Origin of the sequence: Pseudomonas sp. NFACC42-2, from assembly GCF_900116055.1 — a bacterium.
Classification (GTDB): domain Bacteria; phylum Pseudomonadota; class Gammaproteobacteria; order Pseudomonadales; family Pseudomonadaceae; genus Aquipseudomonas; species Aquipseudomonas marginalis.
On the sequence record NZ_FOZO01000013.1, the window covers coordinates 22,552 to 44,669 of the forward strand.

Here is a 22,118-nt window from a genome sequence, read left to right on the forward strand (position 1 = left end):
CTTAGCGACCGCGAACCGCTTGTTCCAGCTCGGCGAAGCTTGGGCGATGCTTCGGGTACAGGACCTTGCGACCGAACTCCACCGCCAACGAAGGCGGCATGCCGGAAGCGGACGCCACCAGGCTGGCCTTGATCGATTCGTACAGGTTGATTTCTTCCTTGGCGTCGTGGGCCAGGGAGGTCGCCAGCGGGCCGAAGAAGCCGTAGGCCGCGAGAATACCGAAGAAGGTACCCACCAGCGCCGCACCTACGTGCATGCCGATAGCCGCCTGGTCACCTTCCCCCAGGGAAGCCATGGTTACCACGATACCCAGTACCGCCGCGACAATACCGAAGCCCGGCATGCCGTCGGCTACACCGGTCACGGCATGGGAAGGATGCTCCAGTTCTTCCTTGAGGCTGAACAACTCCATGTCGAACAGGCCTTCGAGCTCATGGGGAGCCATGTTGCCGGAGGACATGATGCGCAGGTAGTCGCAGATGTAGGCGGTCATGCGCTCATCTTTGAGCACGGCCGGGTACTTGGCGAAAATCGGACTGGCCGCGGCGTCTTCGATGTCGGCCTCGATGGCCATCATGCCTTCGCGGCGGCTCTTGTTGAGGATCTCGTAAACCAGGCCCAACACTTCCAGGTAGAACGTGTGGGTGAAACGCGAACCGAACATGCCCAGCGACTTCTTGATCACGTGCATGGTCATGTAGCCGGGGTTCGCTTGCAGGAAGGCACCCAGTGCCGCACCACCAATAATCATCACCTCGAAAGGCTGGATCAGTGCCGCAATTTTACCGTGGGACAGGACGTAGCCGCCGAGCACGCTCGCGAAGACGACGATAATGCCGATAATTTTAGCCATAGGAGATGAGTACTTGCGCCGTCGGGTTCATGGACATATTTGGGGGAACTGGAAAACTCTTGTTCTACTTATCGGCAAAACTGCGCCAGACTATAGCCCGTTAAGGCGAAAAGCCAGTTCGGCCCGCTCCGGGTGTGTTGACCGCAAGTGATGATCGCGCCCCAATCATGGCTAATGAAACGACAGTCCCAACTGCAAAACCTGCTTCTCTAGCCGCTTGGATCAAGCGCCTGGACGAAGTGCTGCTGCCTGTTCCCCAGGCCAGCCATGACCGCGTGTGCAAAGCCATCCGCGATAGCCGCAGTTCGTTGCGAGATATTGCCGAGCTGATGCAAGACAGCCCGGCCCTCGTACTCAGCGTCATGCGCGAGGCCAACAGCCACACCCATGGCAGCCTGACGGCGCCGGCGGAAAACCTCGAAGTGGCGCTTAACCGCCTGGGCCTCAAACGCGCCGAGGAACTGCTGGCACGCCTGCCGTCGGTGCCGGCCGATGAAATTCCTGTAGCGCTGCGCCAGCTGTTGCTGGTCAGCCAGCACGCCTCGCAACAAGCCAGTGGATTGTTCGGCAGCCGCCTGGCGCGGCTGTGGCAGGACATTCACTGGGGCAGCCTGCTGTTTCTTTCACCGCTGTGGCCGATGGCCGTTGCCTACCCCAAGCTCCTGGAAGAATGGGAACTGCGGGTCATCCACAAGGGCGAGTCGGCAAGCAAGGTCGAACAGGCGTTGTTCGGTGTGCGCCTGCTGGACCTGTGCCTCGGCCTGACCGAAACCTGGCACCTGCCGATCTGGGTGTCCCAGGGTTATACCCTGTTGCGGACCGAGCAGCGCTTGCTGGTCAAGGCCCTGCACATCGCCCGAGAAGATGACCCTCTTCGTCACCAGCAATTGCTCGACGCCGATCCCAACCTGCGCCGCTGGTTGAATCAGCCGGCCAATACGGTGCTGCTGGCCAACGGCCTGGCGATGTCGGCCCAGGAATCCTGGACCTGCCCGCACACCCAGCGCTGGCAATACCTCACCGCGCTGTACCTGCAACAGCCCCTGAGCGAAGTGCAGCAACAGGTGCACCAGCAAGCCGTCACCAGTGCCCGCGACACCTTGATGCCCGATCTCTGGCACCCGGCGCTGTCGCTGATCTGGCCGTGGCATGTGCACAAGATTCATCGCGGCCTGCTGCCCGCACCACCGCCCACCGCCGAAGCCCTGGCTGTCTGGCGCAAGCGTTGTACCGAACTGCTGGTAGAGCCGAGCCGCTTTGCCAACGCCATGCATTTGACCACGTGCGCCAAGGAAGCCCTGGTGGCCAGCGGCATGCAGCGCGTCATGCTGTTCATGGCCGATCGTGCCCTGAGCACCTTGCGCGTACATCAGGCCGACGGCCTGCCGAAGGACGCCGCCAACCTGAGCCTGGACGTGGTCAACAGCACGCTGCTGCAGCGCCTGCTGGAAAAGTCCGCCCAGGTGCGCCTCACACCGGAAAACCACGCCCAGTTCTCGGCACTGCTGCCGCCGATCCTGCGCCGCCTGTTCACCGGCGAGCACCTGTTGTTGCGGTCCATGAGCTGCAACGGTCGCGTGGTGATGGTGATGATCGCCGACCAGGGCGGCGGGCCGTTCTCGGAAACCACCGTGCAGGCCTTCGGTAAAACCGCCCAATGCATCGAGAAAGCCCTGCACAGCTTTACCAACCGCAGCGCTTGATGCTTGCGCTACAATCGCCGTCCTTTAATCGCCAACATTCGTGCCCAGGAGACCTCACATGCCTGACTTCTCTGGCTTGCCGCTGGTGATCGAGTCCAGTGACCTGCTCGCTCAACTGGATGCCGAACACCTGATTCTGGTGGACCTCACCAGTGCCGCCCGCTACGCCGAAGGGCACATCCCCGGCGCGCATTTCGTTGACCCCAAGCGCACCCAGCTGGGCCAGGCGCCGGCACCCGGCCTGCTGCCCGGCAAGGCCGAGCTTGAGAAACTGTTCGGCGAACTGGGCCACACGCCCGACGCCACCTACGTGGTCTATGACGACGAAGGCGGTGGCTGGGCCGGGCGTTTCATCTGGATGCTCGATGTGATCGGCCACCAGAAATACCACTACCTGGATGGCGGCCTGCTGGCGTGGCTGGAGGGCAAGCACCCGCTCTCCACCGACGTGCCCGCCCCGGCCGGCGGCCCGGTCAGCCTTACACTGCACGATGGCCCCACCGCCACCCGCGAATACCTGCAAAGCCGTCTCGGCGCTGCCGACCTGGGCATCTGGGATGCCCGTGGCCCGCTGGAATACTCCGGCGAGAAAGTCCTTGCGGCCAAAGGCGGCCACATCCCCGGCGCGGTGAATTTCGAGTGGACCGCCGGCATGGACAAGGCGCGCAACCTGCGCATTCGCCGCGACATGCCGCAGATCCTCGAAGACCTCGGGCTGACCAAAGACAAAGAAATCATCACCCACTGCCAGACTCATCATCGCTCTGGCTTCACCTACTTGGTGGCCAAGGCGCTCGGTTATCCGCGAGTCAAAGGTTATGCCGGTTCCTGGGGCGAATGGGGCAACCACCCCGACACCCCCGTCGAGATTTAAGGTTTAAGGACAGTTAATGAAAAAGCAGTTGTTTATCCTCAGCCAGTACCTGCTGCCGCACCACCTGCTGTCGCGGTTGGCCGGCTGCATCGCCGAGTGCCGCGTGCGCTGGTTCAAGAATGCCTTCACCACGTGGTTCGCCAAGCGCTATCAAGTGGATATGTCCCAGGCCCTGGTAGAAGACGTGACCGCTTACGAGCACTTCAACGCCTTCTTCACCCGCGCCCTGAAAGACGGCGCCCGCCCACTGGACCAGACCCCTGGCGCTGTATTGAGCCCAGCCGATGGCGCGGTCAGCCAGCTCGGCCCTATCGAACATGGTCGTGTGTTCCAGGCCAAAGGCCACAGCTTCAGCGTGCTGGAACTGCTGGGCGGTGATGCGGCAGTGGCCGCGCCGTTCATGGGCGGCGATTTCGCCACCATCTACCTGTCGCCGAAGGACTACCACCGGGTGCATATGCCTCTGGCCGGTACCCTGCGCGAAATGGTCTACGTGCCTGGGCGGATTTTCTCGGTAAACCAGACCACTGCCGAAAACGTGCCGGAGTTGTTTGCGCGTAACGAGCGTGTTGTCTGCCTGTTCGACACCGAACGCGGCCCGATGGCCGTGGTATTGGTTGGCGCAATGATTGTGGCGTCGATTGAAACGGTATGGGCCGGACTGGTCACCCCGCCGAAGCGCGAGCTGAAAACCTTCCGCTATGACGAAGCCGCACGCGCGCCGATCCATCTGGAAAAGGGTGCGGAGTTGGGTCGTTTCAAGCTGGGTTCGACTGCGATCGTGCTGTTCGGGCCGGATCAGGTGAAGTGGGCTGAAGAACTGGTGGCGGGTTCGCCGGTGCAGATGGGCCAAGGCATAGCCTTACCTAAAGCCTGACGCCGAACCCAATGTGGGAGGGGGCTTGTTCCCTCCCACATGTAGTCAGTTACAACTGACCGTCGCGGTCGCGAAAACCCAGCAGATACAGCACGCCATCCAACCCCAGGGTAGAAATCGCCTGCTTGGCCGATTGCTTGACCAATGGCTTGGCACGGAATGCCACACCCAAACCGGCAATTGCCAGCATCGGCAGGTCGTTGGCGCCGTCACCGACCGCAATGGTCTGCTCCAGACGCAAACCTTCCTTGTGGGCCAATTCCTTCAGCAGGTCCGCCTTGCGCTGCGCATCGACAATCGGCTCGACCGCGACGCCGGTCACTTTGCCATCCACCACTTCCAATTCGTTGGCGAACACATAGTCGATGCCCAGCTTGGCCTGCAATTGCTTGGCGAAGTAGGTGAAGCCACCCGACAGGATTGCCGTCTTGTAGCCCAGGCGCTTGAGTTCGGCAAACAGGGTTTCGGCGCCTTCGGTCAGGCGCAGCGACGCGCCGATGGAGTCCAGCACGCTGACATCCAGGCCCTTGAGCAAAGCCAGGCGCTCCTTGAAGCTGGCGCGGAAATCCAATTCGCCGGCCATGGCGCGCTCGGTGATTTCGGACACCTGCTCACCCACGCCGGCCGCCTTGGCCAGTTCGTCGATGACTTCGGCTTCGATCAGCGTGGAGTCCATGTCGAACACCGCCAGGCGGCGGTTGCGGCGGAACAGCGAATCTTCCTGGAAGGCGATATCGACATTCAGCTCCTGGGCCACGCTGAGGAATTCGGCGCGCAGGGCTTGCGGGTCGGCCGGCTCACCGCGCACGGAGAACTCGATGCAGCCCTTGCCCTTGTCGGCCGGGGTGTCCAATGGCATGCGCCCCGACAGACGGTCGATATGGTCGATGTTCAAACCATACTGCGCGGTAATAGAGCTGACGCGCTGCAGCTGTTCGGCGGTGACCTTGCGGGTCAGCAGCGTCACGATATGGCGCTTCTTGCCCTGGCCGGCCACCCATTGCTGGTAATCCGCTTCGGACACCGGGGTGAAGCGCACCTGCTGATCGAGCTTATACGCCGTAAACAGGATGTCCTTGAGCACCGATGAGGCCTGCTCGGTGCTGGGGATTTCCACCAGGATGCCGAACGACAGCGTGTCGTGGATCACCGCCTGGCCGATGTCGAGAATGTTCACACCACCTTGGGCCAGAACGCCGGTAATGGCTGCGGTAAGACCTGGGCGGTCTTCACCAGTGATGTTAATCAGGACAATTTCGCGCAAGGCGCACCCCCAGGCTGGAAAAAAACCGCATTCTACCCACTTTCAGTGACCATCGGGCACAGCCAGCGCTTTGCCGGTCTTGGGCCTGTCGCTATACTGCGCGTCAACTTCACGGACCAAGAGCCGAGCTCAAGTGAACCGGCCCACGCCAGTAAAAACCGACAACTTCTTCCTGCTGATCTTCCGGGCACTGCGCCACCGCCGTGTACCGATCGCATTACGCATCGCCAGCCATAACGTGATCCTGGTCGCATTGGCCCTGGTGATCTACGCCTGCGTGATGGGTTTGCAATTCAAGCAGGCCATGCACGAGCAGGCCGACGCCCTGGGCGAGAGCCTGACCACGCAGACCGCCACTTCTGCGACTGAGCTGCTGGTGTCCAACGACATCCTCAGCCTCAACGTGCTGCTCAACAACCTGACCAAGAACCCGCTGGTGGCCCATGCGGCCATCTACAGCGTGGACAACCGCATCATGGCCGAAGCCGGGCAGCGCCCGAAAAACGGCCTGTTGGGCGAAGCCGAAGGCCTGTACCAGAGCAATATCACGTTTCAGGATGTGAAGGCCGGCCAACTGCGTATCAGCCTCGACATGCAGCAGTTCCAGCAGCCGATGACCATCAGCCTGCAAAGCATGGGCATCCTCAGCGCCATCCTGCTGGCATTGGCCCTGGCCCTGAGCCTGCGCCTGGGCCGGCATATCTCCACGCCGCTCATGCAACTGCGCATCTGGCTGCGGGACATCGACGAGCACACCCCGGCTACCGACCGCCAGGATGAAATCGGCGACCTTGCCCGCCAGCTGCACGCCAGCTTCGCCCCGGAACCGGTGGTACCCGAGGTCGAGCCAGAGCCTGAATACGACGACACCGATTACGCCGAAGAGCCCGAGTTCGAAGTGCGCAACCTGCGTGACCCGGGCTTCGACGAGCGTCCGCCGGTGGCGGGCCTCAAGCCGGCACCGCGCCATGCCTTCAAGGCCGAAGAAGACGAGCTGGACGATGAAGACCCTTTCGCCGACCTGCGCGATACGTCAGCCGACAGCCCCGCAATCGCGCCCAAGGCGGCGCCGGTACGCAGCAGCGAGCCGCAGTACAGCGCTGTGCTCGCCGTGCAGCTGGGTGCCCAGGACCAATTGCGTCGCCTGCCCCGCGCACGCCTGACCGAACTGCTGGAGCGCTACCGCGACTGCCTCGACCAGGCCGCCTCGCTGTACCAGAGCGAACTGCACACCCTCAACGACGGCAGCACGCTGATGCTGTTCCACAGCGAAGACAGCGGCGAAGACTACCTGACCAATGCGATTTGCTGTGGTGAGTTGCTGCGCGCCCTGGGCCATGAACTGCAGATCGAAGTCGCCGACAGCGGCATCACCCTGCAACTGCAACTGGGCCTCACCGTGGGCGACGACCTGTTCGGCATGAGCCAGATCGACCTGCTGCTGACTGAAAACGCCCAGGACGCACTGGCCTTGTCCCAGCACAGCCGCAACCTGCTGCTGGTGGAGCGCAAGATCAGTGAAGACACGCTGATCCGCCAACGCGCGCGTATCCGCCCGATTGCCAGCCCCGAGGGGGCAAGCTGCGTGGAGCGGTTGATGGAGCCGTATCCATCGATGCTGGAACGGCAGTTGGCGCGGATGCATGAGACCCGCTCCAAGCCCTGAAGTAATGTGGGAGGGGGCTTGCCCCCGATAGCGGAGTTATCGGTTAGCACATCATTGACTGAACCAACGTAATCGGGGGCAAGCCCCCTCCCACACTTGGATCTCCACAAACCTCAAGTGAATCGCACACAAACAAAAGGCCCGCTGAATCAGCGGGCCTTTTGTTTGTGTGGCATTCAGATCAGAACCTGAACACTTCCATATCCGTACGGATCGGCGTAGCCATCGGCATCTTCGGCTTTTGCGGCTCTGCCGGCTTGGCCTGTACCGGGGCCGACTTACGGGGCGCTTCGGCGATGGGGGGCTGGTTGGCCAGGGGCTTGAGGGCCACCGACAACTGCTGTGCCAATTGCTGCAGCAGCACGCCCTGGGCCTGAACCTGGGACGCGGTAGTGCCGGCATGTTCTTCCTGCAGGTGCACGATGCGGTTATCCCGCACCTGGCCGCGACGGTCGATCAAGCGCCATTGCGCATCGAGGATCGCCGGTTGCGATTTACCGGAATCGAGCCGGGTAATGGTCAGCAAGACCTGTACATCCGGGCTGAAGCCGGTGGGCGCGGGCGCCAGGACCACACGTTGGCTGTCCAACTGACCGGCCACCTGGCGCAACATCAACTGGTTGATGTCAGACGATAAACTGCCTGCCCAACGACCATCGGTGGAACCTTGCAGGCTTCCATCGTTCTGACGTTGCAGCAGGGTTTCGCGTTGCAGGTAGTCGGCGACGACCACCGGCCCGAGCAAAACGGCCATGCCAGCGGTCTGGGCTGGCTGAGCTGGACTTCCGCTGTCCAGCTGGTACAGCGACACAGGCTGGTGTGTGCTGCAACCCGCCAACCCCAAAAGGCCAGCGAGCATCAAAAATAGAGGAACGCGTGGAGCAGTCATCATCCCATCCAGGTGGCTGCCACAAGGCGAACCACAATGTAATACTAAAAATAACCTAAACACGCTCGGCCACGCCGGCGCTGGAAAGGCCATATCATCCGTGAATATGCGCCATGACTCCAGCGCCAAAGCGTCGATCTACGCTTTAAATCGTAGATCGAGGGCTCTAATACGCCTTAAACCGGCGTCTCCACCAGCAAAGCATCCACACGCTGGAAGCCGCGGGGCAGTTTATTACCGCGACGACCACGCTCGCCCTTGTAGTGCTCGAGGTCGTCAGGACGCAATGACAACGTGCGTTTGCCGGCCTGGAGCACCAGGGTGGAACCTTCCGGGATCACCGCGATGTCGGTCACGTACTCTTCGCGACTGGCCACCCGCTCGCCGGGAATACCAATAATCTTGTTGCCCTTGCCTTTACCCAACTGCGGCAGATCGCTGATCTTGAACACCAGCAAGCGCCCTTCGGTGGTCACCGACGCCAGCCAGTTGCCTTCGCGGTCTTCCACCGGACGCGGCAGGATGACCTTGGCGTTGTTCGGCAGGCTCAACAATGCCTTGCCCGCCTTGTTCTTGGCCTGCAGGTCTTCACCCTTGACCACGAACCCGTAACCCGCGTCGGAGGCGATCACATACAGCGACTCGTCATCCGGCAGCAGCACACATTCAAAATTCGCCCCAGGTGGCGGCGTCAGGCGGCCGGTCAACGGCTCGCCCTGCCCCCGCGCAGATGGCAAGGTATGGGCCGGCACCGAATAACTGCGCCCGGTGGAGTCAATAAACACCGCAAACTGGTTGGAACGCCCGGCTGCAGCAGTTTTGAAGCCATCACCGGCCTTGTACGACAGGCCAGTGGCGTCAATATCATGCCCTTTGGCTGAACGAACCCAACCCTTTTCCGACAGAACGACGGTAATTTTCTCGTTCGGCAGCAGTTCGGTCTCTGTCAGCGCCTTGGCTTCGGCACGCTGAACGATTGGCGAACGGCGGTCGTCGCCATAGGTTTCGGCGTCCTTGATCAACTCGCTGCGCACCAGCTTCTTCAGCTTGGCTTCGCTGCCCAGCAGGGCTTGCAGCTTGGCTTGCTCCTTGAGCAGCGCGTCCTGTTCGTCGCGCAGCTTCATCTCTTCCAGGCGTGCCAACTGACGCAAGCGGGTGTCGAGGATGTAGTCGGCCTGGATCTCGCTCAGCTCGAAACGCGCGATCAGCTCGGCTTTCGGGTGCTCGGCGGTACGGATGATGTGGATCACTTCATCCAGGTTGAGGTAGGCAATCAGCAAGCCGTCCAACAGGTGCAGGCGGCGTTCGACCTTGTCGAGGCGGAACTGCAGGCGGCGGCGTACGGTTTGTATCCGGAACTCCAGCCACTCGACCAACAGGTTGCGCAGGTTTTTCAACTGCGGCTTGCCGTCCAGACCGATGATGTTGACGTTGACCCGGTAGCTGGACTCCAGGTCCGTGCTGGCAAACAGATGTTGCATCAGCACTTCGTGGTCGACCCGGCTGTTCGTCGGGATGATCACGATGCGGCATGGGTTTTCGTGGTCGGACTCGTCACGCAGGTCAGCGACCTGGGGCAGTTTCGACGGTTTGGCCTGCATCAGCGCGGCAATCTGCTCCAGCACCTTGGCACCGGACACCTGGTGCGGCAGGGCGGTGACGATAATGTCGCCGTCTTCGATGTGATACACGGCACGCATGCGCACCGAGCCCTTGCCGGTTTCGTACATCTTCAGCAGGTCGGCGCGCGGCGTGATGATTTCCGCTTCGGTCGGGTAATCCGGGCCCTGGATATGCTCGCACAGCTGCTCGACCGTGGCCTTGGGCTCATCCAGCAAGCGTACGCAGGCGGTGGCGACTTCGCGCAGGTTATGCGGCGGTACGTCGGTGGCCATGCCGACCGCGATGCCGGTGGTGCCATTGAGCAGGATATTCGGCAAACGTGCGGGCAACACCAGGGGCTCGTCGAGAGTACCGTCAAAGTTCGGCCCCCAGTTCGCGGTACCCTGGCCCAGTTCGCTGAGCAGCACTTCCGAATAGCGCGACAGGCGCGCCTCGGTGTAACGCATGGCCGCGAAGGACTTGGGATCATCCGGCGCACCCCAGTTGCCCTGGCCGTCGACGAGGGTGTAGCGGTAGCTGAACGGCTGGGCCATCAGCACCATGGCTTCGTAGCACGCCGAATCGCCGTGGGGGTGGAACTTACCGAGCACGTCACCGACGGTACGCGCCGACTTCTTGTGCTTGGAGTCGGCGTCCAGGCCCAACTCACTCATGGCGTAGATGATGCGCCGCTGTACGGGCTTGAGGCCGTCGCCGATATGCGGCAAGGCACGGTCCATGATCACGTACATGGAGTAGTTGAGGTAGGCATTTTCGGTGAAGTCAGCCAGCGACCGGCGTTCTACGCCATCTAAGCTGTCTGCGAGGATGTCACTCATGCGGGCCTCATCATTGTTTGGTAAGGCGCAGCGGAAATGCCGCCGCGCCGGATCGATTCAAAAAAGTAGCGGCTCATGGCTGGGCGCTCCAGCCGCCGGCGGGGGCGGCAAAACGATAGACCATGGGGCGTTTTTCCCCATCGGCGCGGGGGCCGAAATTATTGTCGATGCCCAGCCAGGCACCGTCTGCGTCCACCACCAGGGCTTCGGCCAGGCCATAGGGCTGGGCGTAACGCCGCTCGGGCGTCAGGGTTTCGTCGGCGAACGACCAGCACAGCTCGACCTTGGCCGTGACCGTGTCGCGCCGGCAGATCTGGAACGCATTGCGCTCCAGGGTAAACAGCTTGCCGTTGAACAGTGACAGATCGGCGAAATCCTTGGACACCGCCTTGGCACCGACGAACTTGGCCGGCTGCATCTCCTGGCCGGCCTCGCTCAGCAACACGCAAGGGCCGTCGCAATCCCACAGGCTTTGCGGGCGCTTGATGGAGATGAGGCCGCGCCGCTCACGCTCCGCAGCCAGCCAGATCTGATTGCCCTCGGGGTTGATTGCCAGGCCTTCGAACAACGCATTGAAGTGCAGCAACATGCCACTGGCCCGGGCTTCACGCACCATGCCCGGGGCGATCTTCAACCATTCAGGCGCACCGCTGACCGGTACTTGCAGCACCGCCGCATGGGCTTCGCTGACAATGTAGCGATTGCCGGCGGCATCGCAGGTGATGCCTTCGAAATCCAGGTCGCCGCCGCGAATGAACGACGCAGCCTTGGTGCGTGAACGCAGCCCCCAGGGCAACCCGGATTCCGGCACCGGCGGTACATCGATGCTTACCGCTTCGGCTTGCCAGGTCGGCGCACGGGTATCGAGACGGTAGATCTGGTCGTCATCGCGGTCGGAAACCGTCCACAGCTCCTTGCCACACAGCGCCAGGCCCGACAGGTTCCCGCCGCGCATGCCGTCCACCGGGTGTTCGGACACCAGCTTGAGCTCAGCCACGGGCGCGGCGGCGACCTGAGTCGCCACCAGCCCGCTCAACATCAGGATCGCCAGGGCGAAACCTGTGCGCATCAGCCCAGGACCTCAGCCAGGTTGCCCTTGGATTCCAGCCAGGACTTGCGGTCCGGCGCGCGTTTCTTCGCCAGCAGCATGTCCATCATTTCCGAGGTGGCGGCGAAGTCTTCCAGGGTCAACTGCACTAGGCGCCGGGTGTTGGGGTCCATGGTGGTTTCACGCAGTTGCGGCGGGTTCATTTCACCCAGGCCCTTGAATCGGGTGACCTGGGGTTTGCCGCGCTTCTTCTCGGCCACCAGGCGGTCGAGAATGCCATCGCGCTCGGCTTCGTCCAGGGCGTAGAAAATCTCCTTGCCCAGGTCGATACGGTACAGCGGCGGCATGGCGACGTAGACGTGACCGGCATCCACCAACGGACGGAAGTGCTGCACGAACAACGCGCACAGCAGGGTCGCGATGTGCAGGCCGTCGGAGTCGGCGTCGGCGAGGATGCAGATCTTGCCATAGCGCAGCTGGCTCATGTCGGCGGCGCCTGGGTCGACGCCGATGGCCACCGCGATGTTGTGCACTTCCTGACTGGCAAGGACTTCGCTGCCATCGACTTCCCAGGTATTGAGGATCTTGCCGCGCAACGGCAGGATCGCCTGGAATTCCTTGTCCCGCGCTTGCTTGGCGGAACCACCGGCGGAGTCACCTTCGACCAGGAACAGTTCGGAGCGCATCGGGTCCTGCCCGGCGCAATCGGCCAGCTTGCCCGGCAATGCCGGGCCCTGGGTAATGCGCTTGCGCTCGACCTTCTTGCTGGCCTTGAGGCGACGGCCGGCGTTGTTGATCGCCAGTTCCGCCAGGGCCAGGCCCAGTTCCGGGTGCTCGTTGAGCCACAGGCTGAAAGCATCCTTGACCACACCGGAGACAAACGCCGCCGCCTCGCGGGACGACAGGCGCTCCTTGGTCTGGCCGGAGAACTGCGGTTCCTGCATTTTCATCGACAGCACGAACGCAATGCGCTCCCACACGTCTTCCGGCGCCAGCTTCACACCACGTGGCAGCAGGCTGCGGTACTCACAGAATTCGCGCATGGCATCCAGCAGGCCCTGGCGCAGGCCGTTGACGTGGGTGCCGCCCTGGGCGGTGGGGATCAGGTTGACGTAGCTTTCCTGCACGCTGTCGCCGCCTTCGGGCAACCACAGCAGCGCCCAGTCGACGGCTTCCTTGTTGCCGGCCAGGCTGCCGCAGAACGGCTCATTGGGCAGGCGCTCGAAATCGCTGACGGAATCTTCCAGGTAGGAGCGCAGGCCGTCTTCGTAATGCCACTCGACTTTCTCGCCAGTGCCTTTGTCTTCAAAGGTCACCAGCAGGCCCGGGCACAATACGGCCTTGGCCTTGAGCACGTGCTTGAGGCGGCTGATGGAGAATTTCGGCGAATCGAAGTACTTAGGGTCCGGCGCGAAGTACACGCTGGTGCCGGTGTTGCGCTTGCCGACGGTACCGATGACCTGCAGGTCGGTGGCTTTGTAGCCATCGGCGAAGGTCATCTCGTACTCGTTGCCGTCGCGCTTGACCTTGACCCGCACCAGCGTGGACAGGGCGTTGACCACGGAAATACCCACACCGTGCAAGCCACCGGAGAACTGGTAGTTCTTGTTGGAGAACTTGCCGCCGGCGTGCAGCTTGGTGAGGATCAACTCGACGCCCGACACGCCCTCTTCCGGGTGAATGTCCACCGGCATGCCGCGACCATCGTCGGACACTTCCAGGGAGTGGTCGGCGTGAAGAATGACGTGCACCGACTTGGCGTGCCCGGCCAAGGCTTCGTCGACACTGTTGTCGATGACTTCCTGGGCAAGGTGGTTCGGCCGACTGGTGTCGGTGTACATGCCGGGGCGTTTGCGCACCGGGTCGAGGCCCGAGAGGACTTCGATGGCGTCGGCGTTATAAGAGCTAGCGCTGGGAGTGGCCATGGGGTCTCGTCGTGAGTCGTTCGATTAAAAAGTGACCTGCGGCTTTACAGTGCTGCAAAGTCGAAGGATTGATACTGATCTGCGCCAATGCCGGCAAAACTCAACAGCGCCGGCAATTGCCGGGCGAACCCCTGGTAACCATGGTCGCCACCTGCCTGGATACGCAAGGCACAGGCACGGTAATACCCTTGGGCGAGGCGATAATCCAGTGTTTCATCGCCGGTCTGCAACCACACCTGGTAACGCGCGGCGTCCTGGGGTGCCGGTACTTCCAGCTCGGCCAGCGCCGTGACATGGTCGTGGGTCAGCTCCCAGGTTTCATCGGTGTAGAGGTTCTTCTGGGTGCCCAGGTAACCGTCGAACATCCGATGGGGGCTGACCGCCGGGTTGACCAGCAGTGCCTTGAGGCCATGGCGCTCGGCAAGATGGGTTGCATAGTAGCCGCCGAGCGAGCTGCCGACCAGCAGCGGCCGCCCCAGCTTGGCAATGGCTTCCTCCAATTGAGGAATCGCCTGACGTGGATGGTGATGCAGGGCCGGCACACGCAGTTGGTTGGCCAGGCCGAGGGCATCCATCACGGTTACCAGTTGGCAGGCCTTGTTGGACGCGGGCGCGCTGTTGAAACCGTGGATATACAGGATCGAAGCGGACATGCCGGGGCCTCGCTGGGGCTGCCAAAGAGGCGCAGTTTACAGGGAACAGGGGGCTTGTGGGTGCAGCCGATCGCCGCTGACGGTACTATCTGCGGCCCGGGAACCCGGATATATGGCCGGAGGCGAGTGGCCCGATTTCAAGCGGGGAAACACCATGCAACTTGAATGGCTTGAGGATTTTGTCGAACTGGCGCGCACTCGCAGCCTGTCGCGTGCCGCCGAAAATCGCTGTGTCACGCATCCAGCGTTCGGTCGACGTATCCGGGCGCTGGAAGAATGGGTCGGCACGCCATTGATCGAGCGCAAGCAACCCCTATCACTGACTCCCTGCGGCCTGCTGTTCCTTGATGCCGCCACTCAATCGCTGGAATTGCTGGGCACTGTCAGAGCGCAGTTCAAAAATGACACCCTCAGCCGCGACGAACCGGTGCGCATCGCCACCGGCCGGACCCTGGCCTGTGACTTTTTCCCCGATTGGTACGAGTCATTGCACCCGAAACTGGGCAGCTTTGCGGTGTCATTGCTCACCAGCGGTGCGCAAGAAGCGATCAGCCGGTTGTCCGCCGGCGAGGTTGATCTGCTGCTGAGTTTTTCCAGCCCGTTGACCCAGACGCTGTTGGACCCGGAGCATTTCGACTCCCGAGTACTGGCCAAGGAGGAACTGCTACCGGTCAGTGCACCGAGCGCCCCTGGGCAGCCGCAACTGCAGATACTCGCCGACAGCAACGCCCTGCCTATTCCTTGGCTGGCCTTCTCACCCACTCTGACACTGCGCAGCGTACTGGCCCGGCATTTGGATCGACTGCCGCAGCGCCTGGCGCTGCGAATGGTTTACCAAGCGGACTCCTATGACGCCATTCTGGAAATGGCCAAGCGTGGCCGGGGGCTGGCGTGGTTGCCGCGCATGGTCGTCAACGACGCGCTGGCATCGGGCGAGCTGCTGATGGCGGGTGGCGCCGAATTTTGCGTCAGTTTCGACGTTTCGCTGCATCGCCTGCGCGCCAACCGGAGCGAGATGGTGATGAGGATATGGACAGCCTTGACCCCCTGCGCCACCCAGTAGCCGGATTTACGCGCTCTATCACCGCTGCTGGCAACAACCTGCCGGGTCGTGCCGAAACAGCTCAAATCTGTGCCGAAAGAGCAATTGCCGTTCTGCCGCCTTTGGTTCACTTTCATCCGGGCTTTCACCCATAACAATTAACGCCTTCGATGTCGCCAGGCCGCGCTGCGGTTCGGAGAGTCCGTAGGCCAACAGTGAAACAAACCCGGTGCACACTCATGACAACTCAATCATCCGCCTTATCATCGGCCCAGGCTCCCACCCGGCGCGGCCCATGGAAAGAGATCACCGCTGCCAGCGTCGGCAACGCGCTGGAGTTCTATGACTTACTGATCTATGGCTATTTTGCAGTCGTCATCGGCAAACAGTTTTTTCCGTCCGATAACGAAACCACCTCATTGCTGCTGGCCGTTGGCTCGTTCGGCATTTCCTTTCTGATGCGCCCGCTGGGCGCCATTGTGCTCGGTTCATACACCGACAGAGCCGGACGAAAGGCGTCATTGACGCTGTCGATCATGATCATGCTGGTCGGCACCGCAATGATTACGTTCGCCCCGACCTACGAGCAGATCGGCCTGGCGGCGCCGCTGCTGATCATCGTTGCCCGCATGCTCCAGGGGTTTTCCACGGGCGGCGAATTTGGCGCGGCGACCGCGTTCATGGTCGAACACGCCGACGCCGGGCGACGGGGTTTCTTTGCCAGCTGGCAATTGTCTACCCAGGGGCTGGCAACTGTGCTGGCGGCGGGTGTCAGTGCGATCCTCAGCTATGCGCTGTCGGATGTGCAGTTGAACGATTGGGGCTGGCGTGTAGCCTTCGGCTTCGGCCTGCTGATCGGGCCGGTAGGCTTTTACATTCGCACACAAATCGATGAAACGCCGGACTTCAAGAAAAACGTAGCCAACGTAGCGGTCAAGACCCCACTGCGGGATGTCTTGATCAAAGGGCACGTCAGCCTGTTGCTGGCTATCGGCGTGGTGGCTGGCGCGACCGCATTCAATTACGTGCATAAACTGTACATGCCGATCTACGCCTTTAAACAACTGAGCATCACTGCCACGTCGTCCTACCTGGGGGCCCTGATGACCGGCGTTACGTTGATGCTCATGGCCCCGATTTTCGGTGGGCTTTCCGATCGCCACGGGCGATTCCGAGTGTTGACCATCGCCTTGTCGATTACCGGACTGTCGTCTTATCCGATGTTCCTGCTGCTCAATATCTTTCCCAGTTTCTCCACGCTGCTCGTCGTGCAAGCGCTTGTCGGCGTATTGATTGCGGCCTGCCTGGGGCCAATCCCGGCAATGCTTGCCGACATCTTCCCAACCAGCATTCGCGGTACTGGGCTGGCGCTGAGCTACAACTTTTCCGTGACCCTGTTTGGTGGTTTCGCCCCGTTGATCGTGACCTGGATGATCGAGGCAAGCGGCAGCAAACTGGCGCCGAGCTTTTATGTGATGGCAACCATTTTGATCAGCGTACTGGCGATCGCCTGCCTGGGCCGGCGCATGCGCAGCGCCCATCCCTGCGCCAGTTAAGGGCCACGAGTTCCCCCTGCTTGTCGCGGCTCGCTCCCGCGACAAGGTACCCACCTTGAGCCCTCGGAGGCAGACATGAAAACACTTGAGCAGGTTCGTGCATCACTGACACCGTACCCTGTGGAAGTCGAGTTCCCCGATCTCAGCCAATGGAAAGCCGGCAACTGCGGGATCGACTATGTCCACAGTTTTGACAGCGGCACGCCTGGACCACATGTGCTGGTCATGGCACTGACCCATGGCAATGAAGTCAGCGGAGCAATCGCAGTAGACGCCTTGCTGCGCAGCGGCGTGCGCCCTCGCAAAGGCCGTTTGTCACTGGCGTTCGGCAATGTCGAGGCCTATCACCGCTTCGACCCGCACGACATTGACGCCACCCGTTTTGTCGACGAGGACATGAACCGTGTCTGGCTACCATCAACACTGGACGGCGACCGCGACTCCGTGGAACTGCGTCGCGCACGTGAGCTGCGACCGCTGATCGACAGTGTCGACTTGCTGCTCGATATCCATTCGATGCACGAAGAATCCCCACCACTGATGATGTGTGGGGCCTGCGCCAAAGGCCTGAAATTCGCAAAATCGTTAGGCGTACCGGCAACCGTGGTGGTCGACGCCGGCCACGCCAATGGCCGGCGCATGCGCGACTATGGTGGGTTTGGCGATCCCGCCAGCCAAAAAAACGCGCTGCTGATCGAGACCGGTCAACATTTTTCTAATAAAAGCCAACACGTCGCCCTCGATATTGCCGCACGCTTCCTGATGGCGACTGATGCAGTCGCCGAGGCCGACGTCTTGAAGCTCCTGAGCCAGGAAAAGCCGGGGCCCCAGCAATGCCTGCAAGTCACTGAACCGGTGATCGCCCACAGCATGGACTTCCGTTTTACCGATGACTTCCGCGGCCTTGAGCGCATAGCCCAGGCTGGAACAGTGATCGCTCGGGACGACCGGCGCGAGATCGTCACACCCCATGACGACTGCGTGTTGATCCAGCCCTCGCTGCGGCAGTTGGGTCCAGGGGTTACGGTAGTGAGGCTGGCGAAGGTTCTGGATATTTAGCCGCCGAGACGTCAATAGCCGTCACTGCCGTAGTCCACCTGGAAGGCGAAGCCTTCGACCCGCTCCACCCCGGTCTCCAGCCGTCCGTCGGCATGCAAACGCAACCAACGATAGCCCGGTGCTTGCTCGCTGACATTGAAATCTTCGCTGCCCGGCGCGAACTGGATGCAGGTGGACGGCGAGGCCAGCAGGCGCACGCCGTTGCGCTCGCGGTCGATCTCCTGGTGCACGTGGCCCCAGAGCACTGCCCTCACCTGCGGAAAACGGTCCAGCACGGCAAACAACGCATCGGGGTTGCGCAAGCCGATAGGTTCCATCCACGCACAGCCGATGGGCACCGGGTGATGGTGGAAACACACCAGATGATGGCGGTTCGGAGCTTCGCTCAAGGCTTGAGCCAGCAATTGCAGCTGCGAATCCTGCAGGTAGCCCGGCACCGAGCCGGGCACGGCGGAGTCGAGCAGGGTGATACGCCAGTTGCCGACGTCCACTACGGGCTCCAGCAGGTCACTGTGCGCGGCGGCGTGCGCCATGATCTGCGGTTCGTCGTGGTTGCCGGGAATCCAGCGTGCCGGAGCATCGATTTGCCGGGTCATATCGCGAAACTGTTGATAAGACTCAAGCGTGCCGTCCTGGGACAAATCTCCTGTGGCCAGCAGCAAATCGATCCGAGGCTGCTGCGCGCGCACCAATTCGATCACCCGCTGCAGGCTCTCGCAGGTTTTCATACCCAACAGCATGCCGTCGGCCTCGGCAAACAGGTGGCTGTCGGACAATTGCACCAGCAACGCCGGCGCATCGGGGTTCACGGTGGATACGCTCGGCAAGGCGCTCTCCCAAGGCAATCACAGGAATATAGAGTTGGAGCGATTATGCTGGGGCAGGACGCAAAGAGGAAACCCAGGAAGCCGACGCAGTTCACATCTACCGCACGACTTCGAACTCGTGGCCCAGGGCCAGGCAGTGGCTCAACCATTCACCGAGGAACACATTGAGCTGTGCTTTCTCATCGGGCTGGTGCATGAACACATTCGGGTAAGGATAGATGCTGCGAAAGCGCCGCGCATGTTCGGCGCTGATCACTTCGGCCATTCGCGCATCGTGGTACACCTGCACTTCCAGCTGCGGCACCGGCAGCCACGGCAGGCTGTGTTCCTGGCGCACCCGCAGGGTGGTGGTGTACGGGCAATTGACGATGACTTCCAGGGCCAGCACGCCCAGCATCTGGTCGCCATGGGTCACGCCGATGCGGCGCGCCTCCGGGGTGTGGCGCATGTCGGGCAACAGGCGCATCAGCCGCGCATAGTTGGCCTCGCAGGCGGCTTGCAGCCCGATCAGGTCGACTCGATAACGTTCCCGTGCCTTTACTGCCATAACCCCCTCACTTCCGCGCGATTAAGCGCAAGCCATTGCAGGGCGATAATGCTGGCTGCGTTGGAAATCCTGCCGTCGCGCACGGCTTGCAGGGCGTCTTCAAAAGCCCAGACCGTGACGCGGATGTCTTCTGCCTCTTCTTCCAGTCCATGGACACCACCGGCCCCCGAGCTGTCGCAGCGACCCAGGTACAAGTGGACAAATTCGGTACTGCCACCGGGCGACGGGAAATACTTGGTGATCGGCCACAGTGCGGAGAACGTCAGCCCAGCTTCCTCCTCGGCCTCGCGGTGTGCAACCTCCTCCGGCTGCTCATCCCTGTCGATCAGGCCGGCAACCATCTCGATCAACCATGGGTTGTCGGTACGGCCCATGGCCCCCACGCGAAACTGCTCGTTGAGCACCACTTCATCACGCTGCGGATCGTAGGGCAGAACACACACGGCGTCGTGACGGACGAAGACTTCGCGATTGATCACTCGGCTCATGCCGCCAGCGAATTTTTCGTGGCGCAGTTGCACGCGATCGAGCTGGTAGAAGCCCTTGTAGGCATTGTCGCGCTGAACAATCTCGATCGTACTCGGCGTCGTTTTCGCAATGTCTGTCATATCCTTCCTCATCATGTCCGGTGCAATTCGCGCCATCCTAACGCGCTCGTGCCCCTTGGTGCAGCCCCTTTGCGGTTGCCGGGCCAGACGGAGGAGGTCAAACTCACGCTCAATCAGCTTAGTGGCGAACTGACTGCCTTGCTGGTAGTCGAAGCTGCACAATTTCGCTCTTATCGATAGACGAAGGACATCCATGTCGCTTTTAAAAATCGCCTCCGTGGCCTGCATCGCCCTGACCCTCGGCGCCTGCCAAAGCCTGTTCCAACCCAGCTATCGCACGCCGCTGGAAGCCACCCGCGACGCCAGCGAGCAGAGCAAGCCGGGCTGCGCCGCCAGCGATTGCCCGCTGGTGAATATCGACACCGTGCACTTTGCCAAGGAACCCAAGCTGGATGCCTTGATCGAGCAACGCCTGCTGGAAATGACCCGTACCAACGCGGGCGACCCGCTGCCGTCGAGCCTGGAGTCCTATCGCGAGCAATTCCTCGGCACCGCCGCCCCACGCAACAGCATGTACTTGCAGGCCAAGGTACGGGAGCAGCATGACGGTTTGGTAATCATCGAGCTGTCCAGCTACCTGGACCAGGGCGCCACCCACGGCGAGCCTGGCCGCGCGTTCATCAACTATTCGCGCCAGCAGCAAAAGGCCCTGTGGCTGAGCGATATGCTGCTGCCAGGCAAGGAAGACGCGTTCTGGAAAGCCGCCCAGGTGGCGCACAACAGCTGGCTGATCAGCACCCGCCTGAGCCTGGAACCGGAGTTCGTGAAAACCTACCCGTTCCAGAAAACCCCGAACGTGGCGCTGACCTACGGGGGTGTGATCCTCAAGTACCCCACCAGCACCATCGCGCCGTACGCCCTGGGCCATGTCGAGTTGCAGATCCCCTACTCGCGCCTGGAAGGCATCCTCAAGCCTGAGCTGGTGCCCGCGCGCCGCTGAAGGCCCGCCCCAGGATGAACTGCAACAACCCTGCCAGCACCAGCGCCGGCAGGGTTGCGCCGATGTCCGGGTACAGGTTGGCCAACAGGTGATAAGTGCCGATGCCACCCAACCAGGCCAATAGAGCCGGCCAACGCAGGCTGGCGACATTGCCATTAGCACGACGGCGCAGGATGAAATGATCCACCAGCACCACGCCGAACAACGGCGCAAACACTGAGCCGATCAGCAACAGGAAGTTCTGGTATTGCGCCAACGGGGCAAAACAGGCGATCAGGGTGCAGATCACACCAATGGCCAGGGCCAGGTGCTCGACCTTCACGCACAACAGCATCCCACTGGACACCGCCGCCGAGTGAATATCGGCAAAGGCGTTTTCCGACTCGTCCAACAGGATCAGCAACAGCGGAATCCCCAGGCCGGCCCCGGCCAGCGCCAGCAACAGCGCATTCACTTCACCGCTGGGCGCAAACGCCAGGGTGTAGGCCACCCCCAGGCTCATCAGCCAGAAATTGCCGATAAAGAAGCCCAGCGCCGTGCCGCCAAACACGTTTTTGGCGCGCTTGCCGAAGCGGGAGTAATCGGCAATCAGCGGCAACCACGACAGCGGCATGGCGATGGCGATATCAAAGCCCACCGCAAAGGGCATCGAACCGTCACCGGCCCGAGCCCAGAGTGCGCCGAGGTCAGCCTTTGCGAACAGGTTCCAGGTCAGCCACAGGCAGGCCGCCAGCAGCAGCCAGATCCCCCATTTGCGCAGGATCTGGCGTACGAACGCCAATGGCCCGCTGACCGCCAGCAGGGTCGCCAAACCACCGAAGAACAGTGTCCACAGCAACGGATTGGCGAACAGGCTGCCGTCGCTGAACGCGCGCGCGCCCAACAGGCTGGCAGCATCGCGCATCACAATGATCTCGAACGAGCCCCAGCCGATCAGTTGCAGCAGGTTCAGCAACGCCGGCAGGCTGGCGCCTTTGGCTCCGAGGCTGAGCTTGAGCGCGGCCATGGCGGACAGGCCGGTGTCGCTGCCGATCACACCGACGGCGGCCAGCAACAGCACGCCGACCAGGGTGCCGAGGAAAATCGCCAGCAAGGAACCGGACAAGCCCAGGCCCGGCGCGAGCAAGGCGCCGGTTTGCAGGACCATCAGGCCGATGCCGAGGGAGAACCACAGGGAGAACAGGTCGCGGGCGCCGAAGACGCGTTTGTCAGCAGGCACCGCGATGTCGGGGGAGTAGGTGCTGGGTTGAATGCTCAAGGGTGTTATCTCTGAGGGGCATTTTTGTTTGAAAGATTGCTATCGGGGCGGTGCGACGACTCGACAAGCCCCCCACACTTGAATGTGT

At 61.8% G+C, this 22,118-nt stretch carries 19 protein-coding genes; 8 read left to right on the top strand and 11 right to left on the bottom strand.

From position 1 onward, the window contains the following. Position 1 precedes the first annotated feature (1 nt). Positions 2-853 (bottom strand): flagellar motor stator protein MotA, encoded by an 852-nt coding sequence (gene motA, locus BM416_RS21045; protein WP_053139364.1) that lies wholly within the window; start codon positions 851-853, stop codon positions 2-4. Between the two features lie 167 nt (positions 854-1,020). Here motA and BM416_RS21050 point away from each other — a divergent pair, with 167 nt between their 5' ends. Genes BM416_RS21050 through asd form a run of 3 tightly spaced genes read left to right on the top strand, consistent with a single transcriptional unit; the run spans position 1,021 to position 4,307 of the window. Then, entirely contained in the window at positions 1,021-2,556 is a 1,536-nt protein-coding gene (locus tag BM416_RS21050; RefSeq protein ID WP_092489331.1) for an HDOD domain-containing protein, read from the top strand. Between the two features lie 58 nt (positions 2,557-2,614). Then, positions 2,615-3,430, top strand: coding sequence for a rhodanese-like domain-containing protein (locus BM416_RS21055; RefSeq protein WP_027604911.1), 816 nt, complete (start codon positions 2,615-2,617; stop codon positions 3,428-3,430). Positions 3,431-3,446: 16 nt separating this feature from the next. Beyond that, positions 3,447-4,307 (top strand): archaetidylserine decarboxylase, encoded by an 861-nt coding sequence (asd, locus tag BM416_RS21060; protein WP_003171334.1) that lies wholly within the window; start codon positions 3,447-3,449, stop codon positions 4,305-4,307. A 49-nt stretch (positions 4,308-4,356) separates the two neighbouring features. On the opposite strand, the gene serB is transcribed toward asd, so the two are convergent. Then, positions 4,357-5,571, bottom strand: a complete 1,215-nt coding sequence (gene serB / locus BM416_RS21065) for a phosphoserine phosphatase SerB (protein WP_027604912.1) — start codon at positions 5,569-5,571, stop codon at positions 4,357-4,359. A gap of 133 nt (positions 5,572-5,704) precedes the next feature. On the opposite strand from serB, the gene BM416_RS21070 reads away from it, so the two are divergent. Next, the gene (locus BM416_RS21070) at positions 5,705-7,237 is read left to right on the top strand and encodes an AhpA/YtjB family protein (protein WP_092489332.1); all 1,533 of its coding nucleotides are present in this window, start codon (positions 5,705-5,707) and stop codon (positions 7,235-7,237) included. A gap of 181 nt (positions 7,238-7,418) precedes the next feature. On the opposite strand, the gene BM416_RS21075 is transcribed toward BM416_RS21070, so the two are convergent. The 5 genes from BM416_RS21075 to BM416_RS21095 form a co-directional block, all read right to left on the bottom strand. After that, complete coding sequence (locus tag BM416_RS21075; RefSeq protein ID WP_027604914.1) at positions 7,419-8,129, bottom strand: PqiC family protein; 711 nt, start codon at positions 8,127-8,129, stop codon at positions 7,419-7,421. Positions 8,130-8,302: 173 nt separating this feature from the next. Beyond that, the gene (gene parC / locus BM416_RS21080) at positions 8,303-10,567 is read right to left on the bottom strand and encodes a DNA topoisomerase IV subunit A (protein ID WP_092489333.1); all 2,265 of its coding nucleotides are present in this window, start codon (positions 10,565-10,567) and stop codon (positions 8,303-8,305) included. 73 nt (positions 10,568-10,640) lie between these two features. Then, positions 10,641-11,636 (bottom strand): esterase-like activity of phytase family protein, encoded by a 996-nt coding sequence (locus BM416_RS21085; RefSeq protein ID WP_092489334.1) that lies wholly within the window; start codon positions 11,634-11,636, stop codon positions 10,641-10,643. After that, positions 11,636-13,540 (bottom strand): DNA topoisomerase IV subunit B, encoded by a 1,905-nt coding sequence (parE, locus tag BM416_RS21090; RefSeq protein WP_027604917.1) that lies wholly within the window; start codon positions 13,538-13,540, stop codon positions 11,636-11,638. The genes BM416_RS21085 and parE overlap by 1 nt, the downstream gene beginning before the upstream one ends. Before the next feature lie 44 nt (positions 13,541-13,584). Further along, positions 13,585-14,193: a YqiA/YcfP family alpha/beta fold hydrolase gene (locus BM416_RS21095; RefSeq protein WP_092489335.1), complete on the bottom strand. Its 609-nt coding sequence runs from the start codon at positions 14,191-14,193 to the stop codon at positions 13,585-13,587. A gap of 154 nt (positions 14,194-14,347) precedes the next feature. Here BM416_RS21095 and BM416_RS21100 point away from each other — a divergent pair, with 154 nt between their 5' ends. The 3 genes from BM416_RS21100 (at position 14,348) to BM416_RS21110 (ending at position 17,850) form a co-directional block, all read left to right on the top strand. Then, a complete protein-coding gene (locus BM416_RS21100; RefSeq protein ID WP_092489397.1) occupies positions 14,348-15,256 on the top strand; it encodes a LysR family transcriptional regulator in 909 nt (302 codons plus the stop codon). Positions 15,257-15,474: 218 nt separating this feature from the next. After that, complete coding sequence (locus BM416_RS21105; RefSeq protein WP_092489336.1) at positions 15,475-16,791, top strand: MFS transporter; 1,317 nt, start codon at positions 15,475-15,477, stop codon at positions 16,789-16,791. A 75-nt stretch (positions 16,792-16,866) separates the two neighbouring features. Beyond that, a complete protein-coding gene (locus BM416_RS21110; protein WP_092489337.1) occupies positions 16,867-17,850 on the top strand; it encodes a M14 family metallopeptidase in 984 nt (327 codons plus the stop codon). Positions 17,851-17,861: 11 nt separating this feature from the next. Here BM416_RS21110 and cpdA read toward each other — a convergent pair whose 3' ends face one another. The 3 genes from cpdA to BM416_RS21125 form a co-directional block, all read right to left on the bottom strand. Next, positions 17,862-18,677 (bottom strand): 3',5'-cyclic-AMP phosphodiesterase, encoded by an 816-nt coding sequence (gene cpdA / locus BM416_RS21115; RefSeq protein WP_092489338.1) that lies wholly within the window; start codon positions 18,675-18,677, stop codon positions 17,862-17,864. Positions 18,678-18,774: 97 nt separating this feature from the next. Beyond that, on the bottom strand, positions 18,775-19,224 hold the full coding sequence (locus BM416_RS21120; protein ID WP_017526444.1) for a DUF1249 domain-containing protein: 450 nt from the start codon (positions 19,222-19,224) through the stop codon (positions 18,775-18,777). Then, positions 19,215-19,832, bottom strand: coding sequence for an NUDIX domain-containing protein (locus tag BM416_RS21125; RefSeq protein ID WP_092489398.1), 618 nt, complete (start codon positions 19,830-19,832; stop codon positions 19,215-19,217). The genes BM416_RS21120 and BM416_RS21125 overlap by 10 nt, the downstream gene beginning before the upstream one ends. Positions 19,833-20,025: 193 nt before the next feature. On the opposite strand from BM416_RS21125, the gene BM416_RS21130 reads away from it, so the two are divergent. Next, entirely contained in the window at positions 20,026-20,772 is a 747-nt protein-coding gene (locus BM416_RS21130) for an RsiV family protein (RefSeq protein WP_027604921.1), read from the top strand. On the opposite strand, the gene cytX is transcribed toward BM416_RS21130, so the two are convergent. Then, positions 20,741-22,030 carry a putative hydroxymethylpyrimidine transporter CytX gene (cytX, locus tag BM416_RS21135; RefSeq protein WP_092489339.1) on the bottom strand — a complete coding sequence of 430 codons (1,290 nt, stop codon included), beginning with the start codon at positions 22,028-22,030 and terminating at the stop codon, positions 20,741-20,743. The two genes, BM416_RS21130 and cytX, sit on opposite strands and share 32 nt — an antisense overlap. Between the last annotated feature and the right edge of the window lie 88 nt (positions 22,031-22,118).

Bases quoted from the DNA above. Each gene is read 5' to 3' on its own strand.
- motA (WP_053139364.1), bottom strand. From the start codon at position 853: ATGGCTAAAATTATCGGCATTATCGTCGTCTTCGCGAGCGTGCTCGGC.
- BM416_RS21050 (WP_092489331.1), top strand. From the start codon at position 1,021: ATGGCTAATGAAACGACAGTCCCAACTGCAAAACCTGCTTCTCTAGCC.
- BM416_RS21055 (WP_027604911.1), top strand. From the start codon at position 2,615: ATGCCTGACTTCTCTGGCTTGCCGCTGGTGATCGAGTCCAGTGACCTG.
- asd (WP_003171334.1), top strand. From the start codon at position 3,447: ATGAAAAAGCAGTTGTTTATCCTCAGCCAGTACCTGCTGCCGCACCAC.
- BM416_RS21075 (WP_027604914.1), bottom strand. From the start codon at position 8,129: ATGATGACTGCTCCACGCGTTCCTCTATTTTTGATGCTCGCTGGCCTT.
- parC (WP_092489333.1), bottom strand. From the start codon at position 10,567: ATGAGTGACATCCTCGCAGACAGCTTAGATGGCGTAGAACGCCGGTCG.
- BM416_RS21085 (WP_092489334.1), bottom strand. From the start codon at position 11,636: ATGCGCACAGGTTTCGCCCTGGCGATCCTGATGTTGAGCGGGCTGGTG.
- parE (WP_027604917.1), bottom strand. From the start codon at position 13,540: ATGGCCACTCCCAGCGCTAGCTCTTATAACGCCGACGCCATCGAAGTC.
- BM416_RS21095 (WP_092489335.1), bottom strand. From the start codon at position 14,193: ATGTCCGCTTCGATCCTGTATATCCACGGTTTCAACAGCGCGCCCGCG.
- BM416_RS21100 (WP_092489397.1), top strand. From the start codon at position 14,348: ATGCAACTTGAATGGCTTGAGGATTTTGTCGAACTGGCGCGCACTCGC.
- BM416_RS21105 (WP_092489336.1), top strand. From the start codon at position 15,475: ATGACAACTCAATCATCCGCCTTATCATCGGCCCAGGCTCCCACCCGG.
- BM416_RS21110 (WP_092489337.1), top strand. From the start codon at position 16,867: ATGAAAACACTTGAGCAGGTTCGTGCATCACTGACACCGTACCCTGTG.
- BM416_RS21120 (WP_017526444.1), bottom strand. From the start codon at position 19,224: ATGGCAGTAAAGGCACGGGAACGTTATCGAGTCGACCTGATCGGGCTG.
- BM416_RS21125 (WP_092489398.1), bottom strand. From the start codon at position 19,832: ATGACAGACATTGCGAAAACGACGCCGAGTACGATCGAGATTGTTCAG.
- BM416_RS21130 (WP_027604921.1), top strand. From the start codon at position 20,026: ATGTCGCTTTTAAAAATCGCCTCCGTGGCCTGCATCGCCCTGACCCTC.